The following is a 26948-nucleotide window of genomic DNA, read 5'->3' as shown; positions in this document are numbered from 1 at the left end:
ACCGGCGGGAGCTCGGGGGCTCGGCGGTTCGTTCAGCCCCTCGCCCGGCGGTTCGATCAGCGGGTCGCCCGGCGACCGATCAGCGGGTGGCCCGGTACGCCTTCACCGCCTGGTCGTAGATCTCCGACACCTTGTCCCGCTCGTTCTCCGGGCCGATGACCTGCACGACGTGGTAGCGGCCGCCCTCGATCAGGGCCAGATTGCGTACGAAGACCTCGCGGCCGGTGCTGTCCTGCCAGGTGAACTGCCCCACCGCCATGGCCTGTCGGCCGATGTCGATACGGCGCAGCCCCGAGGCGCCGGACCAGGACGAGTCCCGCCAGGGCTGGAGCTCGCGCTCCTTCGTCCGCTGGTACGCCATGGGGTCGGAGCCGTTGGCCTGGACGGTGTCCCGGCCCGGGACCACGATCAGCGTGAAGTCGCCGCCCGTGTAGCGCACTTGCCCGGCGTCGTTGATGGGGCTGCGCCGCCAGTCGCGCGGCACGCCGACCTCGAAGCCCTCGGTGTCCTTGCGCAGCACGTAACCCGGGGCGAGCGCGGGGCCGGTGGCCTGCGGCGGGGCGGTGGTGGCGGACGGCTTGCCGGAGGGCTTCGCGGACGGCGTCGCCGAGCCCGACGGACTCCCGGTCGCGGACGGCGCGGTGCTCCCCGCCGGGGGCGGCGTCGCGGACGGGCCCTTCCCCTCGCCCTTGCCGGGCATGAACAGCACGGCGTACGCGACGGCCCCGGCCAGCAGCAGGAGGATCAGGATCAGCAGCAGACGCCCCAGCGAGCGCGGGGCGGCGGGGCCGCGCGCGGCGCGCTGGGGGAGCTCCTCGCGGTAGTCGTCGTCGGGGTGGGCGTCCGGGTAGCCGTCCGGGTAGCCGTTCGCGTAGTCGCTCGGCCGGGCGCTCCCGAAGTCGTTGCGGAAGCCGGACGGGAAGCCTGACGGGCCGTCGGACGTGGGCTCCTGCGGATACGGGTGTGGGGTCGGCTGGGCCGCCAGGGGCTCGTGGGTGTCGTGGGCCTCGTCGTGGCGGCGGCCCTGGCGCGGGACGGCGCCCTTCGCGTGCCGGTGGCGGCCGCCCGCCGCGCCCCCGCGCCGCCTGCGCACCAGCTCGCCCCGGCGGCGCACGATGGGCAGCCGGGCCGCGTCGGGGGACGGCAGCGGCACGGCACCGAACCCGGCCTCCGGTTCGGGTGCCGAGCGCACAAGGGAGCGCAGCCAGCCGCTCAGCACCTCGACGTCCGGCCGCTCGGTCGGGTCCTGGTGCAGCAGCGACTCCACGACCGGGCGCAGCGGGCCGCACTCCTCGGCGAAGGCCGGGGGCTCGGCGCAGACCAGCTGGACCAGCTCGGCGGCGCTGTCCTCCGGGTACGGGGCGTGGCCCTGGACGGCCCGGTAGAGCAGCGCGCCCAGCGCCCACAGGTCGGTGGCCGGGCCGATGGGCGGGGCGAGCCGCCAGTGCTCGTGCACCGGGCCCGCCTGCTCGGGCGCCCAGCGCTCGGTGACGGCGCCGACGACCGCGATCCGCGCCTGGCGGGCCCGCTCGGCCGCGAGCCGGGTCACCGGGCCGCGGTACGCCGGGGCGCCGCCCGAGGGGGCCCCGGGGGCGGGTGCGGGGAGGGGCGCGGGGGCCGCCGCCGTGTACCCCGCGGGGAGCGCGGGCAGCCCGCCGCCGCCCGCCGGGACGGAACGGGCGGCGTCGCGGGAGGCGTGCGGGCCGTCGCTCCAGGTCCCGGAGAGATAGGCGCGCGGCGGGGTGCCGCCGTACGCCCCACCGGACCCGTCGCCGTCGTGCCCGTCGCCCGCGCCGTCTTCGTCGTCCTCGTCGTCCTCGTCGTCATCGCCGTCCGTCCGCGCCCACCACTGCGGCTCGGGGTACGCGGCGGGGGCGGGGGGCTGTTCGGCCGGCGGAAGGGGCGCGGGAGCAGGCGTGGGCTCCGGCGTCGGCTCGGCCGGAGGTATCTGGGCGGCCGGGCGCTGGACGGGCAGCGCCCCGGTCTCGCCGAGCCGGGCGGCGGCGCGGGCGCCCGCCCGGTACGCGGCGATGGCCCCGGCCCGAGCCGCCCGCACGTCGGCGGCCGACGGCGTACCAGGAGCGGGGGCGGCGGGCGGCTCGGGCCGGGCGCCCGGGTCCTCACCGGCGCCGGAGCGGCCGGGCCCGTAGGGGGCTCCGGCGGGATCGGGGCCGTAGAAAGCGTGCGGGTCCTGGGAGGCGTCGGCTTCGGGCCCGGCGTCGTGGCGGTCGGCCTCGTGGCGGTCGGCCTCGTCGAAGCGCCACTCCTGACCGGCGGACGGGAGTGCCTCCGGCTCGTGGGAGGGCGCGGGCCCCCAGGCGACACCGGGCTCGTACGGCCCGCCCGGCCCGTAGAGCTCGGCCCGGCGGTCCTCGGAAGCCCCCTCGATCGCGTACGGACCCGACTCGTCGTCCGGTACGTACCCGGCGTCCGCATCCGCGTCCTCACCCTCGCCCTCGCCCTCGTCGTACACGACGGCCAGGTCCTCGTGGTCCTCGTAGGCGTCCTCGTACCCGTCGGCTCCGGTCTCCGGCGCGGCGGGGCGCGGGCCGAAGGACAGCTCCTCCTCGTCGGGGAAGGGCACGGGGGCGTAGCCGCACAGGGCCTCCTCCGCGGCGCCGGCGGCGAGGCCGGTCAGGACGACGCGGCCGTCGTCGCAGACGAGGACCGTGCGCGGGGTGACGTTGCGGTGGGTCCAGCCGTGGGCGTGCAGGGCGCGCAGGGCGGTGAGCAGGTCGGAGCCGATCTCGGCGGCCCGGTAGGGGCTCAGCGGGGCCTCGGCGAGGAGTTCGGAGAGCGGGGTGGCCGCCACGAACTCGCTCACTATCCACAGCGAACCGGCCTCCGCGAACACGTCGAAGACCTGGTCGAGGCGCGGATGGTCGGGGATCTGGGCGGCCGCCTGGGCCGCTTCGAGGGCGCGGCGGACGCCGGGGTCGGCGGGCCGCCGGGTCGCCCGGCCCGGCGCGGCGTACGGCTCGTCGCCGACGAGCTCGGCGTCGACGACCTCGGGCAGCGGCACCTGCCGGATCCGGACTTCCTGTCCGCTGTAGGTGTCGAAGGCGCGCGTCTCGACGAGGTCGTACGTGTCGTCCTGCGGCATGGGCAGGCGGTAGCGGTCCGCGAGCACCCTTCCCGCGTAGTCGTCCACGACGCCTCCCCCCGCGCCTGTCGTCCCCCGAGCCCCGGACCTCGGGGCCCGGGGCCTTTCACGATACGTGCGCCCGTCAGTCCTTGGGGCTGAACGTGGCGAACGCCGTCTCGCGCAGCGTCTTGCAGTCTGCGGCGTCCCATTCGTCGGCCTTGCAGCTGACCATGATCGAGTAGCCGTGCTTGGCGTCCACCTTGAAGCCGCGGTTGAGGACCCGGACCCGCATGCCGTTCTGGTTGCGCGTGAACTCCCAGTCGGCGACGGTCGGGTAGCCCTTGTACTCGACCTCGCGAATGGCGATGTGCTCGTATCCGTTGCTGGTCGCGGCGACCACGGCCTTGGCGGCCTCCCAGGCGGTGGCGGCGTTGTCACCGGGCGTGTCGTTGAAGTCGACCTGGACGCGCGGGAATCCGGTGCCGCCCGCGTGGTAGATGCCGCCCGAGTTCCGGCCCGCTATCGCGGCCAGTTTGAAGGAGGAGGGCATCGCCATCTGGAAGTGGAAGCGGGCGTCGGTCACCGTCACGTAGCCGGCGGGCAGTTGCGGGCCCCCGCCGGTGCCGCCCGCGCCGGGGGTCCCGGTGGGCGCCGTGGTGCCGTTCTTGCCGCCGCTGTCGCCGGTGGGCTTGGAGCCGCCGCCCTGCTGGCTGGGGCCGCCGCTCGACGTGCCGGTGTCGGTGCTCGGGTCGCTCCCGCCGCCGGCGGTGCTCCCGGCCGAGGCCTTCGTACCGCCGGAGTCGCCGCCCTTGCCCTGGTCGGCACCGTCCTTGCCGCCGCCGAGGGCCACGTACAGGATCGTGCCGAGCAGGGCGGCGAGCACGACCGCGCCGATGATCACGAGGGTGCGGCGCGGGACGACGTCGGTGAGCGAGGCCTTGGGCTGCGCGGGCCGCTCGGGCACACCGGCGCCGGGCCTGCGCTCGGCCTCCGGCTTCGCCACGGCCGCGTTCCGTACGGACTTCAGGGCGCCGCGCATCCGGTCGGCCGCGTCGCCGGTCTTCTCGCGGGCGGGCGTCGCCGGGGCCACCGGCGGGCGCTCGGGGAGCGGCGGCAGCGGGACGACCCTGGTCGCCTCGGGGGACGGCTCGGGCGGGGCCTCGGGCGCGTCGAGGACGGCCCGCAGCAGCACCCGTGCCCCGGCGTCGTCGAGCCGCTGGTCGGGGTCCTTGGCGAGCAGACCGTAGATGACCTGCTCCAGCTCGGGGCCCGCGTTCTTCGGCGGGTCGACCGGCTCGGTCATCACCGCGGTGAGCGTGGCGATGGCGGAGCCCTTGTCGTAGGGCGGGCTGCCCTCGACCGACGCGTACAGCAGTCCGCCGAGCGACCAGAGGTCGGCGGCCGGTCCCGGCTTGTGGCCGCGGGCCCGCTCGGGCGAGATGTACGAGGGGGCGCCGACGAGCATGCCGGTGGAGGTGATCGAGGGGTCGCCCTCGACCTGGGCGATGCCGAAGTCGGTGAGGACGACCCGGCCGTCCTCGGCGATCAGCACGTTGGACGGCTTCACGTCGCGGTGCAGGATGCCCTCGCGGTGCGCGGAGCGCAGCACGTCGAGGATGGCGAGGCCGACCTCGGCGGCGCGGCGCGGGGTGAGCGTGCCGTCCTCGCGTACGGCGTCGGCGAGCGACTTGCCCTCGATGAGCTCCATGACGATCCACGGCCGGTCGTCCTCGTCGACCACGTCGTAGACGGTCACGGCGCCGTTGTTGCGGATCCGGGCGATGGCCTTGGCCTCGCGCAGGGTCCGGGTGATGAGGCGTCGCTTCTCGTCGTCGTCGATGCTGTTGGGGAAGCGCAGCTCCTTGACGGCGACGGTCCGCCCGAGCGTCTCGTCGACCGCCCGCCACACGGTGCCCATGCCGCCGCGGCCGAGGACCACGCCGAGGCGGTAGCGGCCCGCGAGGAGGCGTCCTTCGGTGGACGCCGCGTCAGCACGGCCGGTACGCCCGCCCGTTCCGGCGGCGCGCTTCGCGTCGACGTCCGCCACGTCCGCCCCAAATCCGGTGGCGGGCGCGGCCCCGTCGGTGGAACCGCCGCCGGCCGGGGCGCTCGCGGCTCCCCGCCTCTTCGTCAGATCGGCGCCGCCCGAGGCCGAGCCCGAGCCCTTGGCCGAGCCCGCGACGTCCGCCACGCCCTCGGCGGCCCCGTCGGCCCCGTCGGCCTTCTCCGGGCGTTGGGCGTCGTCCGACGCGTCCCTCGCCCCGTCGTCCTGTGCCTTCTTGTCCCGGTCCGCCTTGCGCGCGGCCGGAACCGCACCCCGGTCGCCGTCGGTGGCGGCCCCCGCGGCGGCGTCCCGCCGGGGGTCCTGCCCCGTGTCCCGCGACTGCTCCGCCTCCGACATGCGTCCCCTCGTCGATCCCTGATCTGCGCCCGCGTCCGCCGCTCCGCACGATGCGGCAACCCGCCCTGGAAGAGAGCTCATTGTCCCTCACTCCGCGACCGATGCCTCCCCCGGGTCCGAACTGCGAGAAGCGATCCCGTGCCCGCGCCGGTCAGATCGGCACGATGTCGGGCGCCCCCAGCCTGGCCGCGTCGGCCGTCAGGTCGTCGGGCTGGCGCTGCGATTCGCGTTCCGCCTCGACCCTCTTCTCGTAGTGCTCGACCTCCTTGTCGACCTGGTGCGCGTCCCAGCCGAGGACGGGCGCCATGAGTTCGGCGCACTCGCGGGCGCTGCGGGTGCCCCGGTCGAAAGTCTCGATGGAGATGCGGGTGCGCCGGGTGAGGACGTCGTCGAGATGGCGCGCGCCCTCGTGCGAGGCCGCGTAGACGATCTCGGCCCGCAGGTAGTCCTCGGCGGCGGGCAGCGGCGCTCCGAGGGAGGGGTCGGCGGCGATCAGGTCGAGGATCTCCTCCGTCAGGGAGCCGTAGCGGTTGAGCAGATGCTCGACCCGGGCGACGTGCAGCCCGGCGCGGGCGGCGATTCCGGCGCGGGCGTTCCACAGGGCCCGGTACCCCTCGGCGCCGATGAGCGGGGTGTCCTCGGTGACGCAGGCGGCGACCCGCTTGTCGAGGCCGTGGACCGCCTCGTCGACGGCGTCCTTCGCCATCACGCGGTAGGTCGTGTACTTGCCTCCGGCGACCACGACGAGCCCGGGGACGGGGTGGGCGACGGTGTGCTCGCGGGAGAGCTTGCTGGTGGCGTCGGACTCGCCGGCGAGCAGGGGGCGCAGGCCCGCGTAGACGCCCTGGACGTCGTCGCGGCTCAGCGGGGTCGCCAGGACGCCGTTGACATGCTCCAGGAGGTAGTCGATGTCGGCGCTGGAGGCGGCGGGGTGGGCCTTGTCGAGGTCCCAGTCGGTGTCGGTGGTGCCGATGATCCAGTGCCGGCCCCAGGGGATGACGAACAGCACGGACTTCTCGGTGCGCAGGATGAGTCCGGTGGTGGAGTGGATGCGGTCCTTGGGCACGACGAGGTGGATGCCCTTGGAGGCGCGGACGTGGAACTGGCCGCGCTCCCCGATGAGGGCCTGGGTGTCGTCGGTCCACACGCCGGTGGCGTTGACGATCTGACGGGCCCTGATCTCGTACTCCCCGCCGGTCTCGACGTCCTGGACGCGGGCGCCGACCACCCGCTCGCCCTCCCGCAGGAAGCCGACGACCCGGGCCCGGCTGGCGACCTGGGCGCCGTAGCTCGCGGCGGTGCGGACGAGGGTGGTGACGAAGCGGGCGTCGTCCATCTGGGCGTCGTAGTACTGCAGGGCGCCGACGAGGGCGTCCTTCTTCAGGCAGGGGGCCACCCGCAGGGCGCGGCCGCGGCTGAGGTGGCGGTGGACGGGCAGGCCGCGGCCGTGGCCCGAGGAGAGGGACATCGCGTCGTACAGCGCGACGCCCGAGCCCGCGTACCACCGCTCCCAGCCCTTGTGCTGGAGCGGATAGAGGAACGGCACGGGTTTGACCAGGTGGGGTGCGAGCCGTTCGAGGAGCAGGCCGCGCTCCTTGAGGGCCTCGCGGACGAGGGCGAAGTCGAGCATCTCCAGATAGCGCAGGCCGCCGTGGATCAGCTTGCTCGACCGGCTGGAGGTGCCGGAGGCCCAGTCGCGCGCCTCGACGAGGCCGGTGGAGAGGCCTCGGGTGACCGCGTCGAGCGCGGTGCCCGCGCCGACCACTCCGGCGCCGACGACCAGCACGTCCAGCTCGCGCTCGGCCATCGCCGCGAGCGCCGCCGTGCGCTCGGCGGGTCCCAGTGTCGCTGTCCTCACCGCTGCCTCCCGTCGTCCCCCTGTGTGATCGGGCTCACCGGTTCGATTCTGTCCCGGCCCCGCGACTTCAGCCACCGCCTGAACCGCGGCCTGTGGATAACACTCGGCGATCTTCGGCCCGCAATGCCGCATATCGGTCATATTTACGCCTAGTCTGACATTGCGCTCGCCCCGTTCTGTCCACAGGGCTTGCGCGTCGCGCGCCCCACGGCTAGCGGCCACAGGCCTCACGCCCCCTCCGGCACCAGGGAAGGACGGCCCACTCCATGCCCGCTGATCTCGCCGTCATCGGCCTCGGCCACCACGGTCTCCCCCTCGCCCAGGCGGCCACCGCGGCCGGCGTCGACACCATCGGCTACGACACCGATCCCCGCCCCGTCGCCGAACTCGCCGCCGGCCGTCCCCCCGTCGACGGCTCGCTCACCGCCGCCGAGATCCGCCGGATGCTCGCCACGGGCTTCCGCCCCGCCACCAACCCCGCCGAACTCGGCCGGGTCCGCACCGCCGTCGTCTGCGCGCCCACCCCGCCCGGACCGGACGGCACCCTCGACCTGACCGCCGTCACCGACGCCGCCCGCGCCCTCGCCGCCCGGCTGCGCCCGCACACGACGGTGCTCCTGGAGTCCCCGGTGCCGCCCGGCACCACCGAAGGCCCCTTCCGCGCACTCCTCGAAGCCGGATCCGGGCTGCGCGCCGGGCGCGACTTCCACCTCGCGTACTCCCCCGGCCGCCTCGACCCCGGCAGCCGCACCCACGGCTTCGCCGGCACACCCAAGGTCATCGGCGGGCTGACCCCCGCCTGCACCGAGTCGGCCGCCGCGTTCTACGGCCGCCTCACCGACAAGGTGGTCCGCGCCCGAGGCCCGCGCGAGGCCGAGACCGTGAAACTCCTCGAAACCAACTTCCGGCACGTCAACATCGCCCTCGTCAACGAGATGGCCGTGCTCTGCCACGAACTCGGCGTCGACCTGTGGGACGTCATCCGCTGCGCCGAGACCAAGCCCTTCGGCTTCCAGGCCTTCCGCCCCGGCCCCGGCGTCGGCGGCCACGGCGTCCCCATGGACACCGTCGGCGCCCACCGCCCGCTGCGCCTGGTCGAACTCGCCGGCCAGGTCAACGAGCGCATGCCGCAGTACGTCGTCCAGCGCTGCGCCACCCTCCTCAACGAGCACGGCAAGTCGGCCCGCGGCGCCCGCGTCCTTCTGCTCGGCATCACGTACAAACCCGATCTCGCCGACCGGCAGGGCTCCCCCGCCGACGAGATCGCCCGCCGCCTGATGGACCTGGGCGCCGCCGTCAGCTACCACGACCCGCACGTCCCCGACTGGCGCGTCCGCGACCTCCCCGTCCCCCGCGCGGACTCCCTCTACGAGGCCGCCGCCCACGCCGACCTGACGATCCTCCTCCAGCACCACCGCACGTACGACCTCCAAGGCCTGTCCGTAAAGGCCCAGCTCCTCCTCGACACCCGAGGCGCCACTCCGGCGGGCGCGGCCCATCGCCTTTGAGCCCTACCCCGCAGGCCTGTTGTACATCTGTTGCACAACAGTGCAACAGACCGCTAATCTCGCTGTATGGCGACGACCATAGGGTTCAGGCCCACCGAAGAGGACGAGCGCATCATCAAGACCTCGATGCGCGAGGGCGAGGGCACCAGCGACGTGATCCGCCGTGCCCTGCGGCTGCTGGAGCGCGAAGCGTGGCTCACCCAGGCACGCGCCGACGCCGAGCACCTCGCGGACGAGGACCTTGCCACGGAAGAGGACGCCTGGTGATCCGTGGCGCCGTCTACCGCGTCGACCTCGGCGACACGAAGCGCGGACATGAGCAGCGCGGCAAGCGGTACGGCCTCGTACTGAGCCCCAGTGGCATGCCGTGGAGCGTGGCGACGATCATCCCCACGTCCACCAGCGCCCAGCCTGCCGTCTTCCGGCCCGAGCTGGAGATCGCGGGCGTACTCACCCGCCTGCTCGTGGACCAGATCCGTACCGTCGACATCCGCTTCGTCCACGGAGACCCGGTCCACTTCCTGGACCACCACGAACTCGCCCAGGTCGAGCATGCCGTGACCCAGTACCTCGGGCTGTGATCCCCGCCGCCGTTCGGCACCCCGAAGAGAAACGTCCGAAGTAAACCCCCTGTGAAGATGTCACAGGGGACTGCTAGCCTCCAGGCCGCTTCATTTCGCGTCCCATGGGGGGATCTTCTTCATGTCTCAGCCCGTTCCGCCGCCCGGCAACCCGTTCGCCCAGGGTGCCGAGCCCTTCCCGCAGCCGCCGGTCGCCCCGGCGCCGCCGGCCCGCTCCAACGTGGGGCTCGGTCTGGTGGTCGCGCTCGTCGCCGCGCTCGTCGCCGGTGGTGTGTACGGCGGGATCGCCGGGGCCATCGAGCGCGAGATCGGCTGGGCCGCCGTCGGTGTCGGCTTCCTCGTCGGCTTCGCGGCCGGCAAGGCCGGCGGTCGCAACCCGGCGCTGCCGGTGGTCAGCGCGGTGCTCTCGCTCGGCGCGGTCTACTTCGGCCAGCTGCTCGCCATCGCGATCATCGTCGGCAAGCAGCTGAACGTCTCGGTCGGCACCCTCTTCCTCGACCACCTCGACGTCCTCCAGGCGGCGTGGAAGGAAGAGCTCGGACCGATGGAGTTCCTCTTCTTCGCCCTCGCCGCCTTCGCCGCCTTCAGCGGCTCGAAGAAGGCCGCGGAGTAGGCAGCGGGTACGCGCGAGGGGCCCCGCACCAGCCGGTGCGGGGCCCCTCGCGTACGTACGGGAAGGCGTCAGCGCTTGTGCTGCGCGTCCGCGACCGTCACCTCGACGCGCTGGAACTCCTTGAGCTCGCTGTAGCCCGTGGTGGCCATCGCGCGGCGCAGAGCGCCGAAGAAGTTCATCGAGCCGTCGGGGGTGTGCGACGGGCCCGTGAGGACCTCCTCGGTGGTGCCCACGATGCCCAGGTCGACCAGCTTGCCGCGCGGCACGTCCTCGTGGACGGCCTCCATGCCCCAGTGACGGCCCTTGCCGGGCGCGTCCGTGGCGCGGGCCAGCGGGGAGCCCACCATGACCGCGTCGGCGCCGCAGGCGATGGCCTTCGGCAGGTCGCCGGACCAGCCCACGCCGCCGTCGGCGATCACGTGCACGTAGCGGCCGCCGGACTCGTCCATGTAGTCGCGGCGGGCCGCGGCCACGTCCGCGACGGCGGTGGCCATCGGGACCTGGATGCCGAGCACGTTGCGCGTGGTGTGCGCGGCGCCGCCGCCGAAGCCGACCAGGACACCCGCCGCGCCGGTGCGCATCAGGTGCAGGGCCGCGGTGTACGTGGCGCAGCCGCCGACGATCACCGGGACGTCGAGCTCGTAGATGAACTGCTTCAGGTTCAGCGGCTCGGCCGCGCCGGAGACGTGCTCGGCGGAGACGGTCGTGCCGCGGATGACGAAGATGTCCACGCCGGCGTCGACCACGGCCTTGGAGAACTGCGCGGTGCGCTGCGGGGAGAGCGCGGCGGCGGTGACCACACCCGCGTCGCGCACCTCCTTGATGCGCTGCCCGATCAGCTCCTCCTTGATCGGAGCCGCGTAGATCTCCTGCAGACGGCGGGTCGCGGCGGCCTCGTCCAGCTCGCCGATCTCGTCGAGCAGCGGCTGCGGGTCCTCGTAGCGGGTCCACAGGCCCTCGAGGTTCAGCACGCCCAGGCCGCCGAGCTCGCCGATCCGGATGGCGGTCTGCGGCGAGACGACCGAGTCCATGGGGGCGGCCAGGAAGGGCAGCTCGAAGCGGTAGGCGTCGATCTGCCAGGCGATCGAGACCTCCTTCGGGTCCCGGGTGCGCCGGCTCGGTACGACGGCGATGTCGTCGAACGCGTACGCCCTGCGGCCGCGCTTGCCGCGCCCGATCTCGATCTCAGTCACGTTGTGTGGCCTTTCCCTCTTGGTCTGCGCCTACCAGTATCCCCGACACACGCCGAGGGGGCGGCTCCGGCCACATGCCGGAACCACCCCCTACGGATACCTGCGGGTCGCGCTGTGTTACTTACGGCTGTAGTTCGGCGCCTCGACGGTCATCTGGATGTCGTGCGGGTGGCTCTCCTTGAGACCCGCCGACGTGATCCGGACGAAGCGGCCGTTCTGCTGGAGCTCCGGGACCGTGCGGCCGCCGACGTAGAACATCGACTGGCGCAGACCACCGGTCAGCTGGTGCACGACCGAGGCGAGCGGGCCGCGGTAGGGCACCTGGCCCTCGATGCCCTCGGGGATCAGCTGCTCGTCGGAGGCGACGCCCTCCTGGAAGTAGCGGTCCTTGGAGAAGGACTTGCGGTCGCCGCGGGTCTGCATCGCACCCAGCGAGCCCATGCCGCGGTACGACTTGAACTGCTTGCCGTTGATGAAGAGCAGCTCGCCCGGGGACTCCTCGCAGCCCGCGAGCAGCGAGCCGAGCATCACCGTGTCGGCGCCGGCGACGAGCGCCTTCGCGATGTCGCCGGAGTACTGCAGGCCGCCGTCGCCGATGACCGGGATGCCGGCCGCCTTGGCGGCGAGGGAGGCCTCGTAGATGGCCGTGACCTGCGGGACGCCGATGCCCGCGACCACGCGGGTGGTGCAGATGGAGCCGGGGCCGACACCGACCTTGATGCCGTCCGCACCGGCGTCGACGAGCGACTGGGCGCCGTCGCGGGTGGCGACGTTGCCGCCGATGACGTCGACCGAGGAGTTCGACTTGATCTTGGCGATCATGTCGCCGACCAGGCGGGAGTGACCGTGCGCGGTGTCGACGACGATGAAGTCGGCGCCCGCCTCGATCAGGGCCTGGGCGCGCTCGTACGAGTCGCCGGCGACGCCGACGGCCGCGCCGACGAGCAGCCGGCCGTCCTTGTCCTTGGCGGCGTTCGGGTACTTCTCGGCCTTGACGAAGTCCTTGACCGTGATGAGGCCCTTGAGCAGCCCGGCCTCGTCGACCAGCGGCAGCTTCTCGATCTTGTGGCGGCGCAGCAGCTCCATGGCGTCCACGCCGGAGATGCCGACCTTGCCGGTGACCAGCGGCATCGGGGTCATGACCTCGCGCACCTGGCGGCTGCGGTCCGACTCGAAGGCCATGTCACGGTTGGTCACGATGCCGAGCAGCTTGCCCGCCGGGTCGGTGACCGGGACGCCGCTGATGCGGAACTTGGCGCAGATCGCGTCGGCCTCGCCGAGCGTGGCGTCCGGGTGCACGGTGATCGGGTCCGTCACCATGCCGGACTCGGAGCGCTTCACCAGGTCGACCTGGTTGGCCTGGTCGGCGATGGAGAGGTTGCGGTGCAGGACGCCGACGCCACCCTGACGGGCCATGGCGATGGCCATCCGGGACTCGGTGACCTTGTCCATCGCGGCGGACAGCAGCGGGATGTTCACCCGCACGTTCCGGGAGATGTACGAGGAGGTGTCGATCTGGTCGGGCGCCATGTCGGACGCGCCCGGCAGCAGCAGTACATCGTCGTAGGTCAGCCCGAGTGTCGCGAATTTCTCGGGCACTCCGTCGATGTTGGTCATGACACCTTCCCCAATGGCCTTGATCGGTGCGGATGTCCATGCTAACGGGCCGCGACCCGGTCTCATTCCACGATCAAGATCAGCGAGCAGCTTTGGACGTTCGTACGTGTACGTGAGGGACACCTGCCCCCGCGAACCCTTACTGCTCGGCCAGGGCCCGCAGCCGGCTCAGCGCGCGGTGCTGCGCCACCCGGACCGCGCCCGGGGACATCCCGAGCATCTGCCCGGTCTCCTCGGCGGTCAGTCCGACGGCCACCCGGAGGACGAGCAGCTCGCGCTGGTTCTCCGGGAGGTTGGCGAGCAGCTTCTTGGCCCATTCGGCGTCGTCGCTGAGGAGCGCCCGCTCCTCGGGCCCGAGCGAGTCGTCGGGCCGCTCGGGCATCTCGTCGGAGGGCACGGCCGTCGATCCCGGGTGCCGCATGGCGGCCCGCTGGAGGTCGGCGACCTTGTGTCCGGCGATGGCGAAGACGAAGGCCTCGAAGGGCCTGCCCGTGTCCTTGTAGCGCGGCAGCGCCATCAGGACCGCGACGCAGACCTCCTGGGCCAGGTCCTCCACGAAGTGACGGGCGTCACCGGGCAGCCGGTTCAGCCGCGTGCGGCAGTAGCGCAGGGCAAGGGGGTGCACGCGCGCGAGGAGGTCGTGCGTGGCCTGCTGGTCCCCCTCCACGGCACGGTGAACGAGTGCACCGATCTCCCCCTGCCCTGCGGGCACGGGGGACCCCATGGTCTCGTCGTCGCGCATCGCTCCATGGTGCCTTGACGCCTGCTCGTTCGCGGCACCGCGTCCGTAGTTGTGCACCGAAGCGTTATGAGCAGGTGCGCCGGCACTCATCTCCTGCGCCCTCCCCTTCCGCTCGTTGTCCGCTGGCTCGTTCGTCTCGTCCCCGAGGAACTCCACACCTTCAAGGATGCGGCATTCCGCGGAGAAGTGACACAAGCCCACCCCGTCCGCCGCTCGGCGGACGGGGATGCGGCCGATGGCCGCAGGTCAGCGCACCAGGCCCCAGCGGAATCCGAGCGCGACGGCGTGCGCCCGGTCGGAGGCGCCCAGCTTCTTGAAGAGCCGGCGCGCGTGGGTCTTCACCGTGTCCTCGGAGAGGAAGAGCTCGCGCCCGATCTCCGCGTTGGACCGGCCGTGGCTCATGCCTTCGAGCACCTGGATCTCGCGGGCGGTGAGGGTGGGCGCGGCGCCCATCTCGGCCGAACGCAGCCGGCGCGGGGCCAGCCGCCAGGTAGGGTCGGCGAGGGCCTGGGTGACGGTGGCCCGCAGCTCGGCGCGCGAGGCGTCCTTGTGCAGATAGCCACGGGCACCCGCGGCGACCGCGAGCGCGACGCCGTCCAGGTCCTCGGCGACGGTGAGCATGATGATGCGGGCGCCGGGGTCCGCGGAGAGCAGCCGGCGGACGGTCTCCACGCCGCCCAGGCCGGGCATGCGCACGTCCATCAGAATCAGGTCCGAGCGGTCCGCGCCCCAGCGGCGGAGGACTTCCTCGCCGTTGGCCGCGGTGGTCACGCGCTCGACGCCGGGCACGGTCGCGACCGCCCGCCGAAGCGCCTCTCGGGCAAGCGGGGAGTCGTCGCAGACGAGGACGGAAGTCATGCCTGACCTCCGCGGCTCTCGCAGCTGAAGCGCGTCACCTTGAGCCTCCAGGGCTGGTACGTATCGTCACCTGTGCGGTTGACACCCCCGGACACCTGTCCGAGCGCTTTGTTCCTTCAACCGCCTCCGCACTCTCAACGACGGTCACTCGAAAGAGTTACGGGTCGGACGGCCGCCTTCGGCACTCTACGTGAGGGCTTGTACGCGGAGGAGAGCGTCGCAGGTCATCCGTCCTTCACCCGAAGGTATGCCCCATTTAGCGGGTTTTCTTCCCTTTTCGCGGTGTCTGTGGCTAGATTCGCAATGAGTCATATTTACATCTACTTCGACAGTAGTTGTACGGTCGGATCGGACCCGCGAGAGCGGGTACGCGAACACCCGCGGGGGACGGAAGGGCCCCCGTCGATCAGCCGGCCGAGCCAGCCGACAACCCACCCATCAATCCGTTCGACACGGTTTCAAGGGGACTAGCGCAATGGCAGATTTCTCCCGCCTTCCCGGACCCAACGCCGATCTGTGGGACTGGCAACTGCTCGCGGCCTGCCGCGGGGTCGACAGCTCCCTGTTCTTCCACCCCGAGGGAGAGCGCGGCGCGGCACGGAGTGCGCGCGAGAACTCGGCGAAAGAGGTCTGCATGCGGTGCCCGGTGCGCGCGGAGTGCGCGGCACACGCGCTCGCCGTACGGGAGCCCTATGGCGTCTGGGGCGGCCTCACCGAGGACGAACGCGAGGAGCTCATGGGTCGAGCCCGCAATCGCCTGGTCACGGCGTCCGCCACCGCGCGGGCGTCCCACACGAGTTCGGCAGGCGTGGGTCACGCCTGAAGTAACGTTTCTGCACTTCCCGTCGACGACCTGACGACGTGGGCCGGGCCCGTACCGGCCCGGCCCCGGGAGCCGCGCCGCACGCGGCCCGGGGGCGTGCGGCGCGCTCGACCGCGCCGCCCGGCGCGCCCGCCGCGCGGAACGGCGACGGGACGGCCACGGCACGGTCACGGGAGCGGTCCGTCACCCGGACGGCGGGCGCATACCGCATGACGGCGGAGCGCGCTCGCCCGGCCGATACCGACCGCCTCACTCGTACGGCCGTGCGGCCCTCACTCCTCCGGCCCAGCGCACTCACCCCTACGGGCGTGCGCCCTCACCCGTGCGGCCGGACCCGGTTCCCCTGGACGGCGCCCCCCGTCCCGTACCGGGGTCCCCCGTACGGCGGTTCGCGGACCACCCGTACGGCGGCGCCTCCGCCTCACTCGTACGGCCTAGGGGCGTGTCGTCGCCGCCCGCTCGGCGGCGCGGTCCGAGGCCCGGGTCAGCTCGTCCAGGGTGGCCGCGACGGCCGGGACCTGGGCCAGGTCCGGAAGGGTGAGCGCCACGATCTCGCGCTCCACGGCGGGTTCGACCGTGACGGTGACGGCGCCCTTGGGCCGTACGGACTCGATGGCGAGCTCCGGCAGCACGGCCACGCCGAGTCCGGCGCCCACCAGGCCGATCACGGCCGGGTAGTCGTCGGTGGCGAAGTCGATGCGCGGGGTGAAGCCCGCCTCCCGGCAGACGTCCACCAGTTGGCGGCGGCAGCGCGGGCAGCCCGCGATCCACGGGTCCTCGGCCAGTTCGCCGATGGCCACCGACTCCGCCCCGGCCAGCCGGTGCCCCTCGGGCACCAGGCCGACGAGCCGGTCGGCGAGCAGCGGGCGGACCACCAGGTCGTCCCAGGCGTCCGGGCCGGCCCCGTAACGGAAGGCGAGGGCCACGTCGCAGTCGCCCTCGCGGAGCATCTCCACCGAGCGCGGCGGCTCGGCCTCCACAAGGGAGACCCGGGTGCCGGGGTGGGCGGCGCGCAGGGCGGCGAGGGCGGTGGGGACGAGGGTGGAGCTGCCGCTGGGGAAGGAGACGAGCCGCACCCGGCCCGCCCGCAGGCCGGCGATGGCCGCGACCTCCTCCTCGGCGGCGGTGAGCCCGGCGAGGATGCCGGACGCGTGCCGCACCAGGGCCTCGCCCGCCTGGGTGAGGCGCATCTCGCGGCCGGTACGGATCAGCAGGGGCGTGCCGGCGGAGCTCTCCAGCGCCTTCATCTGCTGGCTCACGGCGGGCTGGGTGCACCCCAGTTCGCGGGCGGCGGCGGAGAAGGAGCCGGTGGCGGCTACGGCGCGCAGGACACGCAGGTGGCGGGCCTCGATCATGCCTCCAAGCATAAGCCACCCTTGGATTCAACGCAGAATTCCTATACCAACCTTTGAGGAAGCTCGCCTAGGCTGCCCCCATGGAACTGCTCAGCGTGAACGTGGGACGCCCCAAGACCGTCGACTACACCAGCGCCCCCGGCGGGCGCACCGGCATCGACAAGCGCCCGGTCGACGGCCCGGTCCGGGTCGCGGCCCCCGCGCCCGGCGGGTCCAGCGGGGTCGCCGGGGACACCGTGTGCGACCTGCGCTTCCACGGCGGCGACGACCGGGCCGTCCACGCCTTCGCGCGCGAGGACATGGAGGCCTGGGAGCGCGAACTCGGCCGCCCCCTGCCGCCCGGCTCCTTCGGCGAGAACCTCACCACCCGCGGCCTCGACGTGAACAGCGCCCTGATCGGCGAGCGCTGGCGGATCGGCCCCGACCTGGTCCTGGAGGTGACCGGTGGCCGCATCCCGTGCCGCACCTTCGCGGGCTTCGTCCAGGAGGACGCCTGGGTCCGCCGCATGAACCAGTCGCCGGCGGGCCCCGGCGCCCTCCTCCGCGTGATCGAGCCGGGCGAGATCCGCGCGGGCGACCCCATCGAGGTCATCCACCGCCCCACCCACCCCATCACCATCACCCGCCTCCACCACGCCGCGACCACCGACCGCTCCCTGCTGCCGAGCACCCTGGTGGCGGCCGAGTGGATGGAGTCGGGGCTGCTGGCGCTGGCGCGGAAGTACGCGGAGAAGTACGCGGAGAAGTACGGGGAGTAGGGCGGGAGTAGGGCGGGAGCGGGGCGGCGGTGGCCGGGTGGCGCTTTTCCCACACACGGCGTCCACACGGCGCGGGTTACCGTGCCGCGTATGACGACTGCACTGATTACGGGCGCGACCGCGGGCATCGGCGCCGCCTTCGCGCGGCGGCTGGCCGCGGACGGGCATGACGTGGTGCTCGTGGCGCGCGATGTGAAGCGGCTTCGGGAACAGGCGACGGAGCTGCACGACCGGCACGGGATCGAGGCGGAGGTGCTGGCGGCGGATCTCTCCGAGGAGGAGGGGATCGAGGCCGTGGCGGCGCGGCTCTCGGACGCCAAGCAGCCGGTGGACCTGCTGGTGAACAACGCCGGGTTCGGCAACAAGGGCCGGTTCCTGGAAGTCTCCATGGACGACGAGCTGAAGATGCTGAAGGTGCACTGCGAGGCGGTGCTGCGGCTGACCTCGGCGGCGGCGGAGTCGATGCGGGCCCGGGGGCGCGGCGGGGTGGTGAACGTGGCCTCGGTGGCGGCGTTCGTGCCGCGCGGCACCTACGGGGCGTCGAAGTCGTGGGTCGTGCAGTTCACGCAGGGCGCCGCGCGGGATCTCGCGGGCAGCGGGGTGCGGCTGATGGCGCTGTGCCCGGGGTTCGTGCGGACGGAGTTCCACCAGCGGGCGGGGATGGGGACGGACAACATCCCGGGCTGGATGTGGCTCGACGCGGACAAGCTGGTCTCCGCGGCGCTGACCGATCTGGCCCGGGGGCGGACGCTGTCCATCCCCGATCCCCGTTACAAGGCCCTGATGGGCGTGGTGAAGCTGGCGCCGCGCGGGCTGCTCGGCGGGGTGTCCTCGCGGGCGGGGCGGAAGTACGGGCCCAAGTAAGGGGGCCGTACTTGGGGCTACTTCACGGTCTTGCCCTCGTACGCTCCGATGGTGGGGGGCGATGTCGCCGACACGTCGTTCCCGAACCAGTCCCTGCCGCCGTTGTCCTCGACGAGGGCGCCGGCGGACAGGGCCGGGGAGCCGGGGGCCAGCGTCAGGTCGGGGTTGAGCAGCGGGTCCGCGGTGAGGCCGCCGGGGTTCGGGCGGGTCATCGTGACGCCGTGGAAGAGGTTGTTCGAGAAGGCCAGGCCCGGGGTGGGGTTCTTGAAGGCGTAGCCGCCGGGGGTGCCCGCGTCGTCCTGGACGAGGTAGGAGGGGACGGTCGTTCGGTTGACGAAGGTGTTGTTTTGATGTGCTCTCCCGGCTGAAGCCGGGAGATTCCTGCTTACCTTGCGGCAGCGGGCTTGACGCGCTTGGCGCGCCTGACGACTGCCCTCCCGGCAGCCGGGATGAGCGCGTGGCCCATCCGGTACAGATGCAAGACGTTCCGGGCTGCGTTCCAGTCGGCGTTGCCTGACCAGCCGCAGGCCGGGTTCTTGCACACGAACACGGCCTGGGACTCCCGGCTCCCGGGCGTGATGAAGCCGCACGCGGAGCATCTCCGGGAAGTATTGGGGGCCGGGACCTTGTGCAGAGTGCCACCGAGCCGGGAAGTCTTGTACGTCAGCATGGTGACCGTCCGGCCCCACGCCTCCCCGCTGATGGAGCGGTTCAGCCCGGACTTCTGGGCGACGTTCTTCCCCGGCTCCTCGATGGTTCCCCTGGCGGACTTGACCATGTTCGTGATGGTGAGTGCTTCGACCACGACTGTGCCGTAGGTGCGGGCGATGGCGGTGGTCGTCTGGTGCTGCCAGTCCAGGGCCCTGCGCTTGGCTTTCGCGCGGAGTCCTGCGATCTGGTCGTAGGTGCGGCGCAGTCGACGGCTGGTGTGCTCGCCGGGCTTGCGGTGCCGCTTGCGCTGCGCGGCGCGCTGCTCCAGGTGCAGGAGCTTGGCCTTCTCTTTGACGGTCAGCCATTCGCCGTGCTCGCACCTCTCACCGTCCGAGAGAGCGAGGGGTACGGTGACGCCCACGTCGATGCCGACCTCCGGCCCTTGGTGCGGGTCGGGCTTGACCTCCAGGGCCTGAACGCGGAAGGCGATGTGCCAGCCGAGCGCGTCCTTGATCAGTCGCGCCCCGGTGATCCGGTTCTCCGAGTCGGCATGCTTGCCCACCGGCAGGTCCTTGGTCCACCGGAACCGGACCCGGCCCACCTTGGGAATACTGGCCATGCCCCAGCGGCGGTGCACGCGGAGGATGTTCAGGTCGCGGCCCTGCGGGATGTCCACGGACATCCCGGTGCGCAGGCGGCCCTTGAAGTTCGGAGCGTCGGCGCGGCCGTCCCAGCAGTTCTTCCACGCCTGGAAGTACGCCTTCAACACCGCTTGCGCAGCCTGCGCGGGAAGAACGGAAAGAAAGTCGATGTCCTTCCGGGCCTGGCGTATGGCGGCATCCGCGTTCGCAGGAGTTCGTTCTTCCTTCGGCATCATCCGCCACCAGGCGTGCAGCAGGTTCCACATGGTGCGGGCCGCGTGCGCCTGACCATCAGTCTTCAACACCTCGGCGCGCGATAGCGAAAGACGAGCACGATGCCCGAACTGCCGCTTGACCAGGAGGTCTTGACTCACAATCGAGAACCTAGCATTGGTTTATTTCACCACGCTGGAACCCTCATCCCGATGTCAGAACCGGCTCATGCGGCGGCGCCCCCCCCCTGACCGTCGTCAAGCAGTACATCGAGAACCAGCAGCGTCCGGTCTGACCGTCACCCCGGAGACGCAGAGCGCTCCGGCGCTCCGCGCCTCGGGCCAAGGATGGCTTCACCCCCGCCCTGAAGGGCGGAACACTGGCCAAGATCAGAGGTAGACGCCCTCAACGGCGTCGTGGATGGCGAGGTGGTCGAGGGTGATGTCCCGCGCGGCGCCGTAGTCCGCCAGGCGCAGCCGGACGCCGTTGCGTTCGGTGCCGGGGGCGCCCGCGCCCTGGGGAGCGAGGGTGCCGGTGCAGGTGGTGCCGCGCTTGAACAGGAGGCTGTCGCCGGGCCCGTAGGGGTGGGCGTTGGCCTCGGTCAGGGTGGTCCAGGGGCGCTGGACGCTGCCGTCGCCGGGGGCGGTGGCCGAGCAGTCGACGTAGTGGCGGTCGCCGGTGCGGGGGGCGGCGTCGGCGGGGGCGGTGGTCAGGAGCGGTAGTGCCAGGGCGGCGGCGGTGAGGGCCGCGTACGTACGGCGCTGGGTCACTGGTCCTCCGGGTCGGAAGCGTCGGGGGCGGCGAGTGTGATGCGGGAGGTGGTGCCGTTCTGCCAGGTCACCTGCACCGTGCGGGCGCCGCTGACCTGGACGTTCGCGAGGTCGGAGACGGGGGCGGGGGCGGTGCCTGGGCCGTCTCCGGGGGCGGGTTCCGCGGTGAGGGAGGCGAGGGCCACGAAGAGGGCGGCGGGGCCGGTGGTGGTGCCGTGCAGGGCGGGGGTACAGGTGGGGCCCGGGCCCTGGAGGGTGGCTCCGGTGGGGAGTTCGGCGAGCTCGGGGGCGTAACCGTGGACGGGGTGGAGCTGGGAGACGGGGCCTTCGGGGTGGGCCGTCCAGCCCGTCTGCCGTACGGGGGTCCCTTCCGGGGCGCCCAGGACGAGGTGGGCGCGGACCTCGGCGCGGCCGTGGACGAGGACGGCGGAGATGACGTGGACGCCGGGGAGCGGGGTGTGGCGGGAGACCGCCCGGTCGGGGCCGGTGCCGAGGGGGGTCACCGGTCCGCGCGCGGTCGCCGTGCCGTCCGGTGCCAGCAGGGCGAAGTGGTTGTCGGCGGGGTCGGGGGCGGTCGTGGGGCCGGTCCGGGTGGAGTAGGCGTGGCGGCTGTAGCCGGGGTCGTCGGCGGCGGGGTCTCCGACGTGGTTGCTGCCGTGGTTGTGGAGGCGGACGAGTCCGTCGGCGGCGGTGGTCTGGACGAGCAGTCCGGTCGGCCCGAAGGCCCGTACGGTGTCGGCGCGTTCGGCGGGCAGGGGTTCCTCGGGGTCGGTCCAGGCGGGGTGGTCGGCAGGGAGCAGCAGGCCGAGGAAGCCCTTGGCGGCCCAGTAGGGGGAGCCGGGGCCCGAGTAGCTCTGGAGGACGGGCTCGTAGGGGCCGTGCCAGCCGAGGGTGAGCCGTCCTCGGGCGTCGGTGGCGCCCCGGTCGAGGAAGTAGCGCAGGCTGCCGGAGGCGAGGCGGCGGGTGGCGCCGGGGGTGAGCGGGGTGTGGCCGGTGAGGGCGCCCAGCCAGGGGGCGGCGGCCGCGGCGAAGCGATAGGTCAGGGACCTCCCGTACGGGAGGGGGGCGCCGTTCGTGTCGAAGAGGTGGACGTGGGCGTCGAGCTGGGCGCGCAGCCGGGGGCCGTAGCGGTCGAGCAGGGCGCGGTCGCCGGAGAGGTGGGCGTGCAGGACGGGGTAGAGGTGCAGGGCCCAGGCGTTGTAGTGGTCGAAGGCGCGGTTGTCGCCGTCGCTGTACCAGCCGTCGCCGAGGTACCAGTCCTCGATCCGCTCCAGGGCCCGGTCGACGGTGGCGGCGGCCCGGTCGGTCTCGATGCCCGCGTCCTGGAGGAAGCCCGCGACGGTGAGCCCGAAGAGCCACCAGTTGTTGTCGACGGGCGAGGGGCCGAGGGCGGGGAGCAGCCAGTCGACGGCCCGTTGGCGGACCCGGTCGTCGAGGTGGTCCCAGAGCCGGTGGCGGGTCAGGCGCAGGGCGAGGGCGACGGAGGCGGATTCGACGACGGCCTGCGGGGTGTCGGCCATGAGGGGCCAGGAGTCGGGTCCCTCGGTGCCGGGGTGTGCCGTGCCGGCGGCGAGGCCTTCGGCATAGCGGTCGCGGTGCCCGTAGGGGTCGTCCCCGAGGGCGGTGCGCAGGGCGGCGAGGAGGAAGGTGCGGGCGTAGCCCTCCAGGCCGTCGGAGCGGGGTCCCGACCGGCTGGGCCGGGGGCCCGGCAGGTCGACGAGACCGCCGCCGGGCGAGGCGTGGGGGCGCACGGCGAGCAGCAGGCGGTCGGCCGTGGTCTCCCAGTGGTCACGGGTCCAGCCGGTGTACGGGCTGAGCTCACGGTTCTCGGGCGGCGTGGGCATGATGCTCCCTGGGATTCCGTGCTGCGGAGGGTGACGGCGGCGTCGCCCGGAATCCTGAAGAGGCTTCGATCGAACGTCAAGGGGATACGGAGCGAATGATCGAAACTCCTTCCGTTCGATCATTCGGGGCCGTGCTGCTCTAAGGTCGGGGAACGACCACGCCGGCCACCGCCGGACACCACCGCCGCCGACCACCACCACCAGGGGAACCGAGGGGAACCGCACCGTGCGCGAGAGTGCTGCCGAACGACACGACCGACTGCTGGCCCTGGTGCGCGAGCGCGGCACGGCCCGCGTCTCCGACCTGGCCGGACTGCTCGGGGTCTCCCCCGTCACCGCCCGCCGGGACGTCGAGGCGCTGGCCGCCCGGGGCCTGCTGGACCGGGTGCACGGCCAGGTCTCCTGGCCCCGCGGCCAGGGCCCGGCGGGCCCGCAGGGCGCCGGGGGCCTGGTGCTCGGGCTGCTCGCGCCCTCCGCCACGTACTACTTCGCCGAGGTCATCCGGGGCGCGCACGAGGCGGCGGCGCGCGCCGGCGCCCGGCTCATCCTGCGGATCTCGGACTACCGGCCGGAGGAGGACCGGGCGCGCACCGAGGGCCTGCTCGCGGCGGGCGCCGAGGGCGTGCTGGTCGCGCCGGGCTGGCGGGGTCCCGAGGACCGGCTCGCGTACGGCGACTGGCTGGCCGAACTGCCGGTGCCCGCCGTGCTCCTGGAGCGCCGGGCCGATCCGGGCACCCCGCTCGACGGCCTGGACCGGGTGTCGTCGGACCACGCCCACGGGGTGCTGCTGGCCCTGCGCCACCTGCTCGGGCTCGGTCACGCGACGCCGCTGCTGGTGGCGCGCGGGGACAGCCCGACGGCGCTCGCGGTGCGCGCCGGGTACGCCGAGGCGCTGCGCACGCTGGGCCTGGAGGCGCCGCGGGCCGTCATCGACTCCGTACCGGCCGAGCGGGATCCCGAGGGCTTCGAGCGGGCGGTGCGGGCGCTGCGCGAGGCGGTGGAGTCGGGGCGGGCGAGCGCGGCCCTGGTGCACAACGACGTGGACGCGATCCAGATCGTGCAGCGCCTGGCCGAGCTGGGCGTACGGGTGCCGGAGGACCTGGCCCTGATCGCGTACGACGACGAGGTCGCCGCGCTCGCCGACACCCCGCTGACGGCGGTCGCCCCGCCCAAGCGCCAGGTGGGCCGGCACGCCACGGAGCTGCTGGTGGAGCGGGTCGGCCAGGCCGGCGGGCCCGGGGCGGAGGAGGCGGCGCGGCGGCATCTGAGCCTGCTGCCGAGCCTGCGGGTGCGCTCCTCCTGCGGGGCGTCCGGCCCCTCCGGGACCCGGGCTCCCATCCCCTCCTGATTCTGATCTTTTTTCGATCATTCAATCTTTCGCTCTTGACTTCGGTCAGGAACGGTCACAGGATCACGGCCAATCCCTCCCGCTTCGCATCAGGAGCCGCGCCGTGAGCCTCAGTTGGAGCAGAACCACCCGCGCCATAGCCGTCACCGCCACCGCCCTGTCCGTCCTCACGGCCTGCGGCGGCGGCGGTGGCGGTGGCGGTGGCGACTCGGCGGGCAAGCCCTCCGGTCCCGTGACGATCACCTTCTGGGGCTGGGCCAAGGGCTCCAAGGACGTGGTCGAGGCGTTCAACGCCTCCCACAAGAACATCCAGGTGAAGTTCGAGGAGATCCCCTCCGGCACCGCGGGCGGCTACGCCAAGATCTCCAACGCCGTGAAGGCGGGCAACGCGCCCGACCTGGTCTCCATCGAGTACTCCTCGCTCCCCGAGTTCGTCTCCTCCGGAGCCCTCCAGGACATCGGCGGCGAGTTCACCGAACAGGACCGCGCCAAACTGCTTCCGCAGGCCGTGCAGCTCACCACCCTCGGCGGCAAGAGCTGGGCGGTGCCCTTCGACGCCGCGCCGCAGGCCTTCTACTACCGCAAGGACCTGTTCACCAAGTACCAGGTCGCCGTCCCCACGACCTGGGACGAATTCAAGTCCGCCGCCGAGAAGGTGAAGAAGGCCGACGCCAAGGCCCGGATCGCCACCTTCTTCCCCGACGACCCGACCACCTTCGAGGCCATGGCCTGGCAGGCCGACGCCCAGTGGTTCAAGGCCGAGAACGACACCTGGAAGATCGACACCACCGACCCCGCCACCACCAAGGTCGCCGCCTACTGGCAGGGCCTGCTCGACGCCGACCTCGTCCACAAGAACGCCTCCTTCAGCCCCGAGTGGACCGGCTCCCTGAAGAACGGCACCACCATCGGCTACCTCGGCGCCTCCTGGGGCGCGGGCGTCCTCAAGGGCACCCTGCCCGAGCAGAGCGGCAAGTGGGCCGTCGCCCCCATGCCGAACTGGAACGGCACCCCCGCCAGCGGCATGCTCGGCGGCACCTCCTTCGCCGTCACCAAGGGCAGCGCGAAGAAGGCCGCCGCCGTCGAGTTCGCCGAGTGGATGTCCACCACCGAGGCCGGGGTGAAGGCCCGGATCGCCTCCGGCACCTCCAGCGCCTTCCCCGCCGCCACCGCGCTGCGCCCCGTCGCCAAGCAGGTCTTCGACGCGAGCTACTACGGCGGCCAGGACATCTACGCCCTCTTCGAGGCATCCGGCGCCTCCATCGCCCCCGGCTGGGCCTGGGGGCCGACCACCGGCACCACCAACACCGCCATCAAGGACCGCTTCGGCACGATGACCGCGGGCGGCCCCGGCATCACCGACGCGATCAAGGCCGGCCACGACGCCACCGTCGCCGAACTCACCAAGCGCGGCCTGAAGGTCGAGGGCTGATCCGGTGAAGGCCCGCACCCGCGCCGCCGCGACCCTGCTGACCCCGTTCTTCCTGCTGTTCACCGTGGTGATGGTGGTGCCGATCGGCTACGCGGTCTGGCTCAGCCTCTTCACCAGGAAGCAGTCGGGACTCGGCTTCGGCGGCACCGAGACCGTCTTCGGCGGACTCGACAACTACACCGCGGCGCTGGGTGACCGGGCCTTCCTCGAAGGCTTCGGCGTGCTGCTCGGCTACTGCCTGCTCTACATCCCGCTGCTGCTCGCCGGGGCCCTCGGCCTCGCCCTGCTGCTCGACTCGGCACTCGCCCGCGCCCGCCGCTTCTTCCAGCTCGCGCTCTTCCTGCCGCACGCCGTCCCCGGCATCATCGCCGCGCTGATCTGGGTCTACCTCTACACGCCCCAGCTCAGCCCGGTCGTCCAGGCCATGGAGGCCGGCGGCGTCGGCTTCGACTTCTTCTCCCCCGAAGGCGCCCTCCCCTCCGTCGTCAACATCGCCCTGTGGGAGTGGCTCGGCTACAACCTGGTGATCTTCTACGCCGCCCTCCAGGCCATCGACCGCTCCGTCCTGGAGGCCGCCACCGTCGACGGCGCGGGCTCCTGGCGGGTCGCCTTCTCCATCAAACTCCCGCTGATCAGGGCCTCCCTGGCGATGGTCGCCCTCTTCACCGTGATCGGCTCGCTCCAGCTCTTCACCGAACCGCTGATCCTCAACAAGGGCACCGGATCCGCCGTCACCTCCACCTGGACGCCCAACATGTACGCGTACACCGCCGCCTTCGACCGCAACGACTACGGGCTCGCCGCGGCCGCCTCCGTCCTGCTCGCCCTGACGGCCGCCCTGCTCTCCTTCGCCGTCACCCGCCTGACCGGCCGCCGGAAGGAGAAGACCGCATGAGCGAGCCCCGTACCCGTACCCGTGCCCGTCCTCGTCCCCGTACCCCCTCCGTCTGGCTGTCGAAGGCCGCCGTCAACGGCGCCCTCGTCCTCGCCGTCGTCTACATGCTCTTCCCCCTCGCCTGGCTGCTCACCGCCGCCACCAAGGACGCCGGCGGGCTGCTCGCCGGGAACGCCTTCTCCTTCGAGGGCTTCGACCTCGGCGGCAACCTCTCCCGCCTCGCCGCCTACGACGACGGCATCTACTTCCACTGGTACCTGAACAGCCTGCTGTACGCGGGCGTCGGCGCGCTCGCCTGCTCGCTGGTCAGCGTCGCCGCGGGCTACGCCTTCGACAAGTACGACTTCCCGGGCAAGGAGAAGCTCTTCGGCGTCGTCCTGCTCGGCGTGCTCGTCCCCACCACCGCGCTCGCGCTGCCCATGTACCTGCTCGCCAGCGAGGTGGGCGTCGTCAACACCTACTGGGCGGTGATCCTGCCCGTGCTCGTCAACCCCTTCGGCGTCTACCTCGCCCGGGTCTTCAGCGCCGGCTACATCCCCGACGAGGCCCTGGAGGCCGCCCGTATCGACGGCGCGGGCGAGCTGCGCACCTTCTGGTCGATCGGTCTGCGCATGGTCATGCCGGGCTTCGTGACCGTCTTCCTCTTCCAGTTCACCGCGATCTGGAACAACTTCTTCCTCCCCCTCGTGATGCTCTCGGACCAGAAGCTCTATCCGCTGAGCCTCGGCCTCTACTCGTGGAACAGCAACGCCCACGCCGAGCCCGGCTTCTACCCCCTCGTCGTCACCGGATCCCTGCTCGCCGTCGTCCCCCTCGTCGTCGCCTTCGTCTCCCTCCAGCGCCACTGGAAAGCGGGCCTGACCGCCGGCAGCGTCAAGTGAGGAGCACAGATCCCACG

General features: G+C 72.7%; 23 protein-coding genes and 1 pseudogene. 12 read left to right on the top strand and 12 right to left on the bottom strand.

What is annotated here, in order from left to right; all coding sequences use genetic code 11:
• Positions 1-79 precede the first annotated feature (79 nt).
• From ABTZ54_RS05865 to ABTZ54_RS05855, 3 genes are all read right to left on the bottom strand, one after another.
• Positions 80-3151 (bottom strand): serine/threonine kinase C-terminal domain-containing protein, encoded by a 3072-nt coding sequence (locus ABTZ54_RS05865; protein WP_351657599.1) that lies wholly within the window; start codon positions 3149-3151, stop codon positions 80-82.
• 76 nt (positions 3152-3227) lie between these two features.
• Entirely contained in the window at positions 3228-5486 is a 2259-nt protein-coding gene (locus ABTZ54_RS05860) for a serine/threonine-protein kinase (protein ID WP_351657597.1), read from the bottom strand.
• A 151-nt stretch (positions 5487-5637) separates the two neighbouring features.
• Positions 5638-7344 carry a glycerol-3-phosphate dehydrogenase/oxidase gene (locus ABTZ54_RS05855; protein WP_351657595.1) on the bottom strand — a complete coding sequence of 569 codons (1707 nt, stop codon included), beginning with the start codon at positions 7342-7344 and terminating at the stop codon, positions 5638-5640.
• A gap of 266 nt (positions 7345-7610) precedes the next feature.
• On the opposite strand from ABTZ54_RS05855, the gene ABTZ54_RS05850 reads away from it, so the two are divergent.
• From ABTZ54_RS05850 to ABTZ54_RS05835, 4 genes are all read left to right on the top strand, one after another.
• Complete coding sequence (locus ABTZ54_RS05850) at positions 7611-8852, top strand: nucleotide sugar dehydrogenase (protein WP_351657593.1); 1242 nt, start codon at positions 7611-7613, stop codon at positions 8850-8852.
• Between the two features lie 66 nt (positions 8853-8918).
• The gene (locus ABTZ54_RS05845; RefSeq protein ID WP_351657591.1) at positions 8919-9119 is read left to right on the top strand and encodes a hypothetical protein; all 201 of its coding nucleotides are present in this window, start codon (positions 8919-8921) and stop codon (positions 9117-9119) included.
• The gene (locus ABTZ54_RS05840; protein ID WP_351657589.1) at positions 9116-9433 is read left to right on the top strand and encodes a type II toxin-antitoxin system PemK/MazF family toxin; all 318 of its coding nucleotides are present in this window, start codon (positions 9116-9118) and stop codon (positions 9431-9433) included. The genes ABTZ54_RS05845 and ABTZ54_RS05840 overlap by 4 nt, the downstream gene beginning before the upstream one ends.
• 121 nt (positions 9434-9554) lie before the next feature.
• The gene (locus ABTZ54_RS05835; protein WP_351657587.1) at positions 9555-10046 is read left to right on the top strand and encodes a hypothetical protein; all 492 of its coding nucleotides are present in this window, start codon (positions 9555-9557) and stop codon (positions 10044-10046) included.
• Positions 10047-10114: 68 nt separating this feature from the next.
• Here ABTZ54_RS05835 and ABTZ54_RS05830 read toward each other — a convergent pair whose 3' ends face one another.
• The 4 genes from ABTZ54_RS05830 to ABTZ54_RS05815 all read right to left on the bottom strand — a co-directional run bounded on the left by ABTZ54_RS05830 (position 10115) and on the right by ABTZ54_RS05815 (position 14456).
• Positions 10115-11239 (bottom strand): GuaB3 family IMP dehydrogenase-related protein, encoded by a 1125-nt coding sequence (locus tag ABTZ54_RS05830; protein WP_351657585.1) that lies wholly within the window; start codon positions 11237-11239, stop codon positions 10115-10117.
• Positions 11240-11356: 117 nt separating this feature from the next.
• A complete protein-coding gene (gene guaB, locus ABTZ54_RS05825; protein ID WP_329423260.1) occupies positions 11357-12856 on the bottom strand; it encodes an IMP dehydrogenase in 1500 nt (499 codons plus the stop codon).
• Between the two features lie 139 nt (positions 12857-12995).
• Positions 12996-13598: a sigma-70 family RNA polymerase sigma factor gene (locus ABTZ54_RS05820; RefSeq protein WP_046908296.1), complete on the bottom strand. Its 603-nt coding sequence runs from the start codon at positions 13596-13598 to the stop codon at positions 12996-12998.
• A gap of 246 nt (positions 13599-13844) precedes the next feature.
• Positions 13845-14456 carry a response regulator transcription factor gene (locus ABTZ54_RS05815; protein ID WP_003948568.1) on the bottom strand — a complete coding sequence of 204 codons (612 nt, stop codon included), beginning with the start codon at positions 14454-14456 and terminating at the stop codon, positions 13845-13847.
• Positions 14457-14931: 475 nt separating this feature from the next.
• Here ABTZ54_RS05815 and ABTZ54_RS05810 point away from each other — a divergent pair, with 475 nt between their 5' ends.
• On the top strand, positions 14932-15279 hold the full coding sequence (locus ABTZ54_RS05810; protein WP_351657582.1) for a WhiB family transcriptional regulator: 348 nt from the start codon (positions 14932-14934) through the stop codon (positions 15277-15279).
• Positions 15280-15713: 434 nt separating this feature from the next.
• Here the strand turns inward: ABTZ54_RS05810 and ABTZ54_RS05805 are convergent, their stop codons facing one another.
• Positions 15714-16634 carry a LysR family transcriptional regulator gene (locus ABTZ54_RS05805; RefSeq protein ID WP_351657580.1) on the bottom strand — a complete coding sequence of 307 codons (921 nt, stop codon included), beginning with the start codon at positions 16632-16634 and terminating at the stop codon, positions 15714-15716.
• An 80-nt stretch (positions 16635-16714) separates the two neighbouring features.
• Here ABTZ54_RS05805 and ABTZ54_RS05800 point away from each other — a divergent pair, with 80 nt between their 5' ends.
• Positions 16715-17392 carry an MOSC domain-containing protein gene (locus tag ABTZ54_RS05800; RefSeq protein WP_351657579.1) on the top strand — a complete coding sequence of 226 codons (678 nt, stop codon included), beginning with the start codon at positions 16715-16717 and terminating at the stop codon, positions 17390-17392.
• Positions 17393-17482: 90 nt separating this feature from the next.
• A complete protein-coding gene (locus tag ABTZ54_RS05795) occupies positions 17483-18256 on the top strand; it encodes an SDR family NAD(P)-dependent oxidoreductase (RefSeq protein WP_351657577.1) in 774 nt (257 codons plus the stop codon).
• Between the two features lie 17 nt (positions 18257-18273).
• Here the strand turns inward: ABTZ54_RS05795 and ABTZ54_RS05790 are convergent, their stop codons facing one another.
• Positions 18274-18468 (bottom strand): hypothetical protein, encoded by a 195-nt coding sequence (locus ABTZ54_RS05790; RefSeq protein ID WP_351657575.1) that lies wholly within the window; start codon positions 18466-18468, stop codon positions 18274-18276.
• Positions 18469-18641: 173 nt separating this feature from the next.
• Positions 18642-19922 (bottom strand): RNA-guided endonuclease InsQ/TnpB family protein, encoded by a 1281-nt coding sequence (locus ABTZ54_RS05785; RefSeq protein ID WP_351657573.1) that lies wholly within the window; start codon positions 19920-19922, stop codon positions 18642-18644.
• A gap of 62 nt (positions 19923-19984) precedes the next feature.
• On the opposite strand from ABTZ54_RS05785, the pseudogene ABTZ54_RS35685 reads away from it, so the two are divergent.
• A pseudogene (locus tag ABTZ54_RS35685) lies at positions 19985-20056 on the top strand (IS200/IS605 family transposase); the annotation flags it as partial.
• 94 nt (positions 20057-20150) lie between these two features.
• Here the strand turns inward: ABTZ54_RS35685 and ABTZ54_RS05780 are convergent.
• Together ABTZ54_RS05780 and ABTZ54_RS05775 are read right to left on the bottom strand one after the other, a co-directional pair.
• Positions 20151-20531 carry a hypothetical protein gene (locus tag ABTZ54_RS05780; RefSeq protein ID WP_351657571.1) on the bottom strand — a complete coding sequence of 127 codons (381 nt, stop codon included), beginning with the start codon at positions 20529-20531 and terminating at the stop codon, positions 20151-20153.
• Positions 20528-22375, bottom strand: coding sequence for a DUF2264 domain-containing protein (locus tag ABTZ54_RS05775; protein ID WP_351657569.1), 1848 nt, complete (start codon positions 22373-22375; stop codon positions 20528-20530). Before ABTZ54_RS05775 ends, ABTZ54_RS05780 begins: the two co-directional genes overlap by 4 nt.
• A 226-nt stretch (positions 22376-22601) precedes the next feature.
• Between ABTZ54_RS05775 and ABTZ54_RS05770 the strand changes: the two genes are divergently transcribed.
• From ABTZ54_RS05770 to ABTZ54_RS05755, 4 genes are all read left to right on the top strand, one after another.
• Positions 22602-23723, top strand: a complete 1122-nt coding sequence (locus ABTZ54_RS05770) for a substrate-binding domain-containing protein (protein WP_351657567.1) — start codon at positions 22602-22604, stop codon at positions 23721-23723.
• A 103-nt stretch (positions 23724-23826) separates the two neighbouring features.
• Entirely contained in the window at positions 23827-25155 is a 1329-nt protein-coding gene (locus ABTZ54_RS05765) for an ABC transporter substrate-binding protein (RefSeq protein ID WP_351657565.1), read from the top strand.
• Positions 25156-25159: 4 nt separating this feature from the next.
• A complete protein-coding gene (locus ABTZ54_RS05760; protein WP_351657563.1) occupies positions 25160-26050 on the top strand; it encodes a carbohydrate ABC transporter permease in 891 nt (296 codons plus the stop codon).
• Positions 26047-26931 (top strand): carbohydrate ABC transporter permease, encoded by an 885-nt coding sequence (locus ABTZ54_RS05755; RefSeq protein ID WP_351657561.1) that lies wholly within the window; start codon positions 26047-26049, stop codon positions 26929-26931. The genes ABTZ54_RS05760 and ABTZ54_RS05755 overlap by 4 nt, the downstream gene beginning before the upstream one ends.
• Positions 26932-26948: the final 17 nt, after the last annotated feature.

The organism is Streptomyces sp. NPDC094032 (assembly GCF_040303965.1).
Lineage (GTDB): Bacteria > Actinomycetota > Actinomycetes > Streptomycetales > Streptomycetaceae > Streptomyces.
The sequence above is the reverse complement of the archived record's forward strand: the minus strand, read 5'-3'. Positions and strand labels throughout refer to the sequence as shown.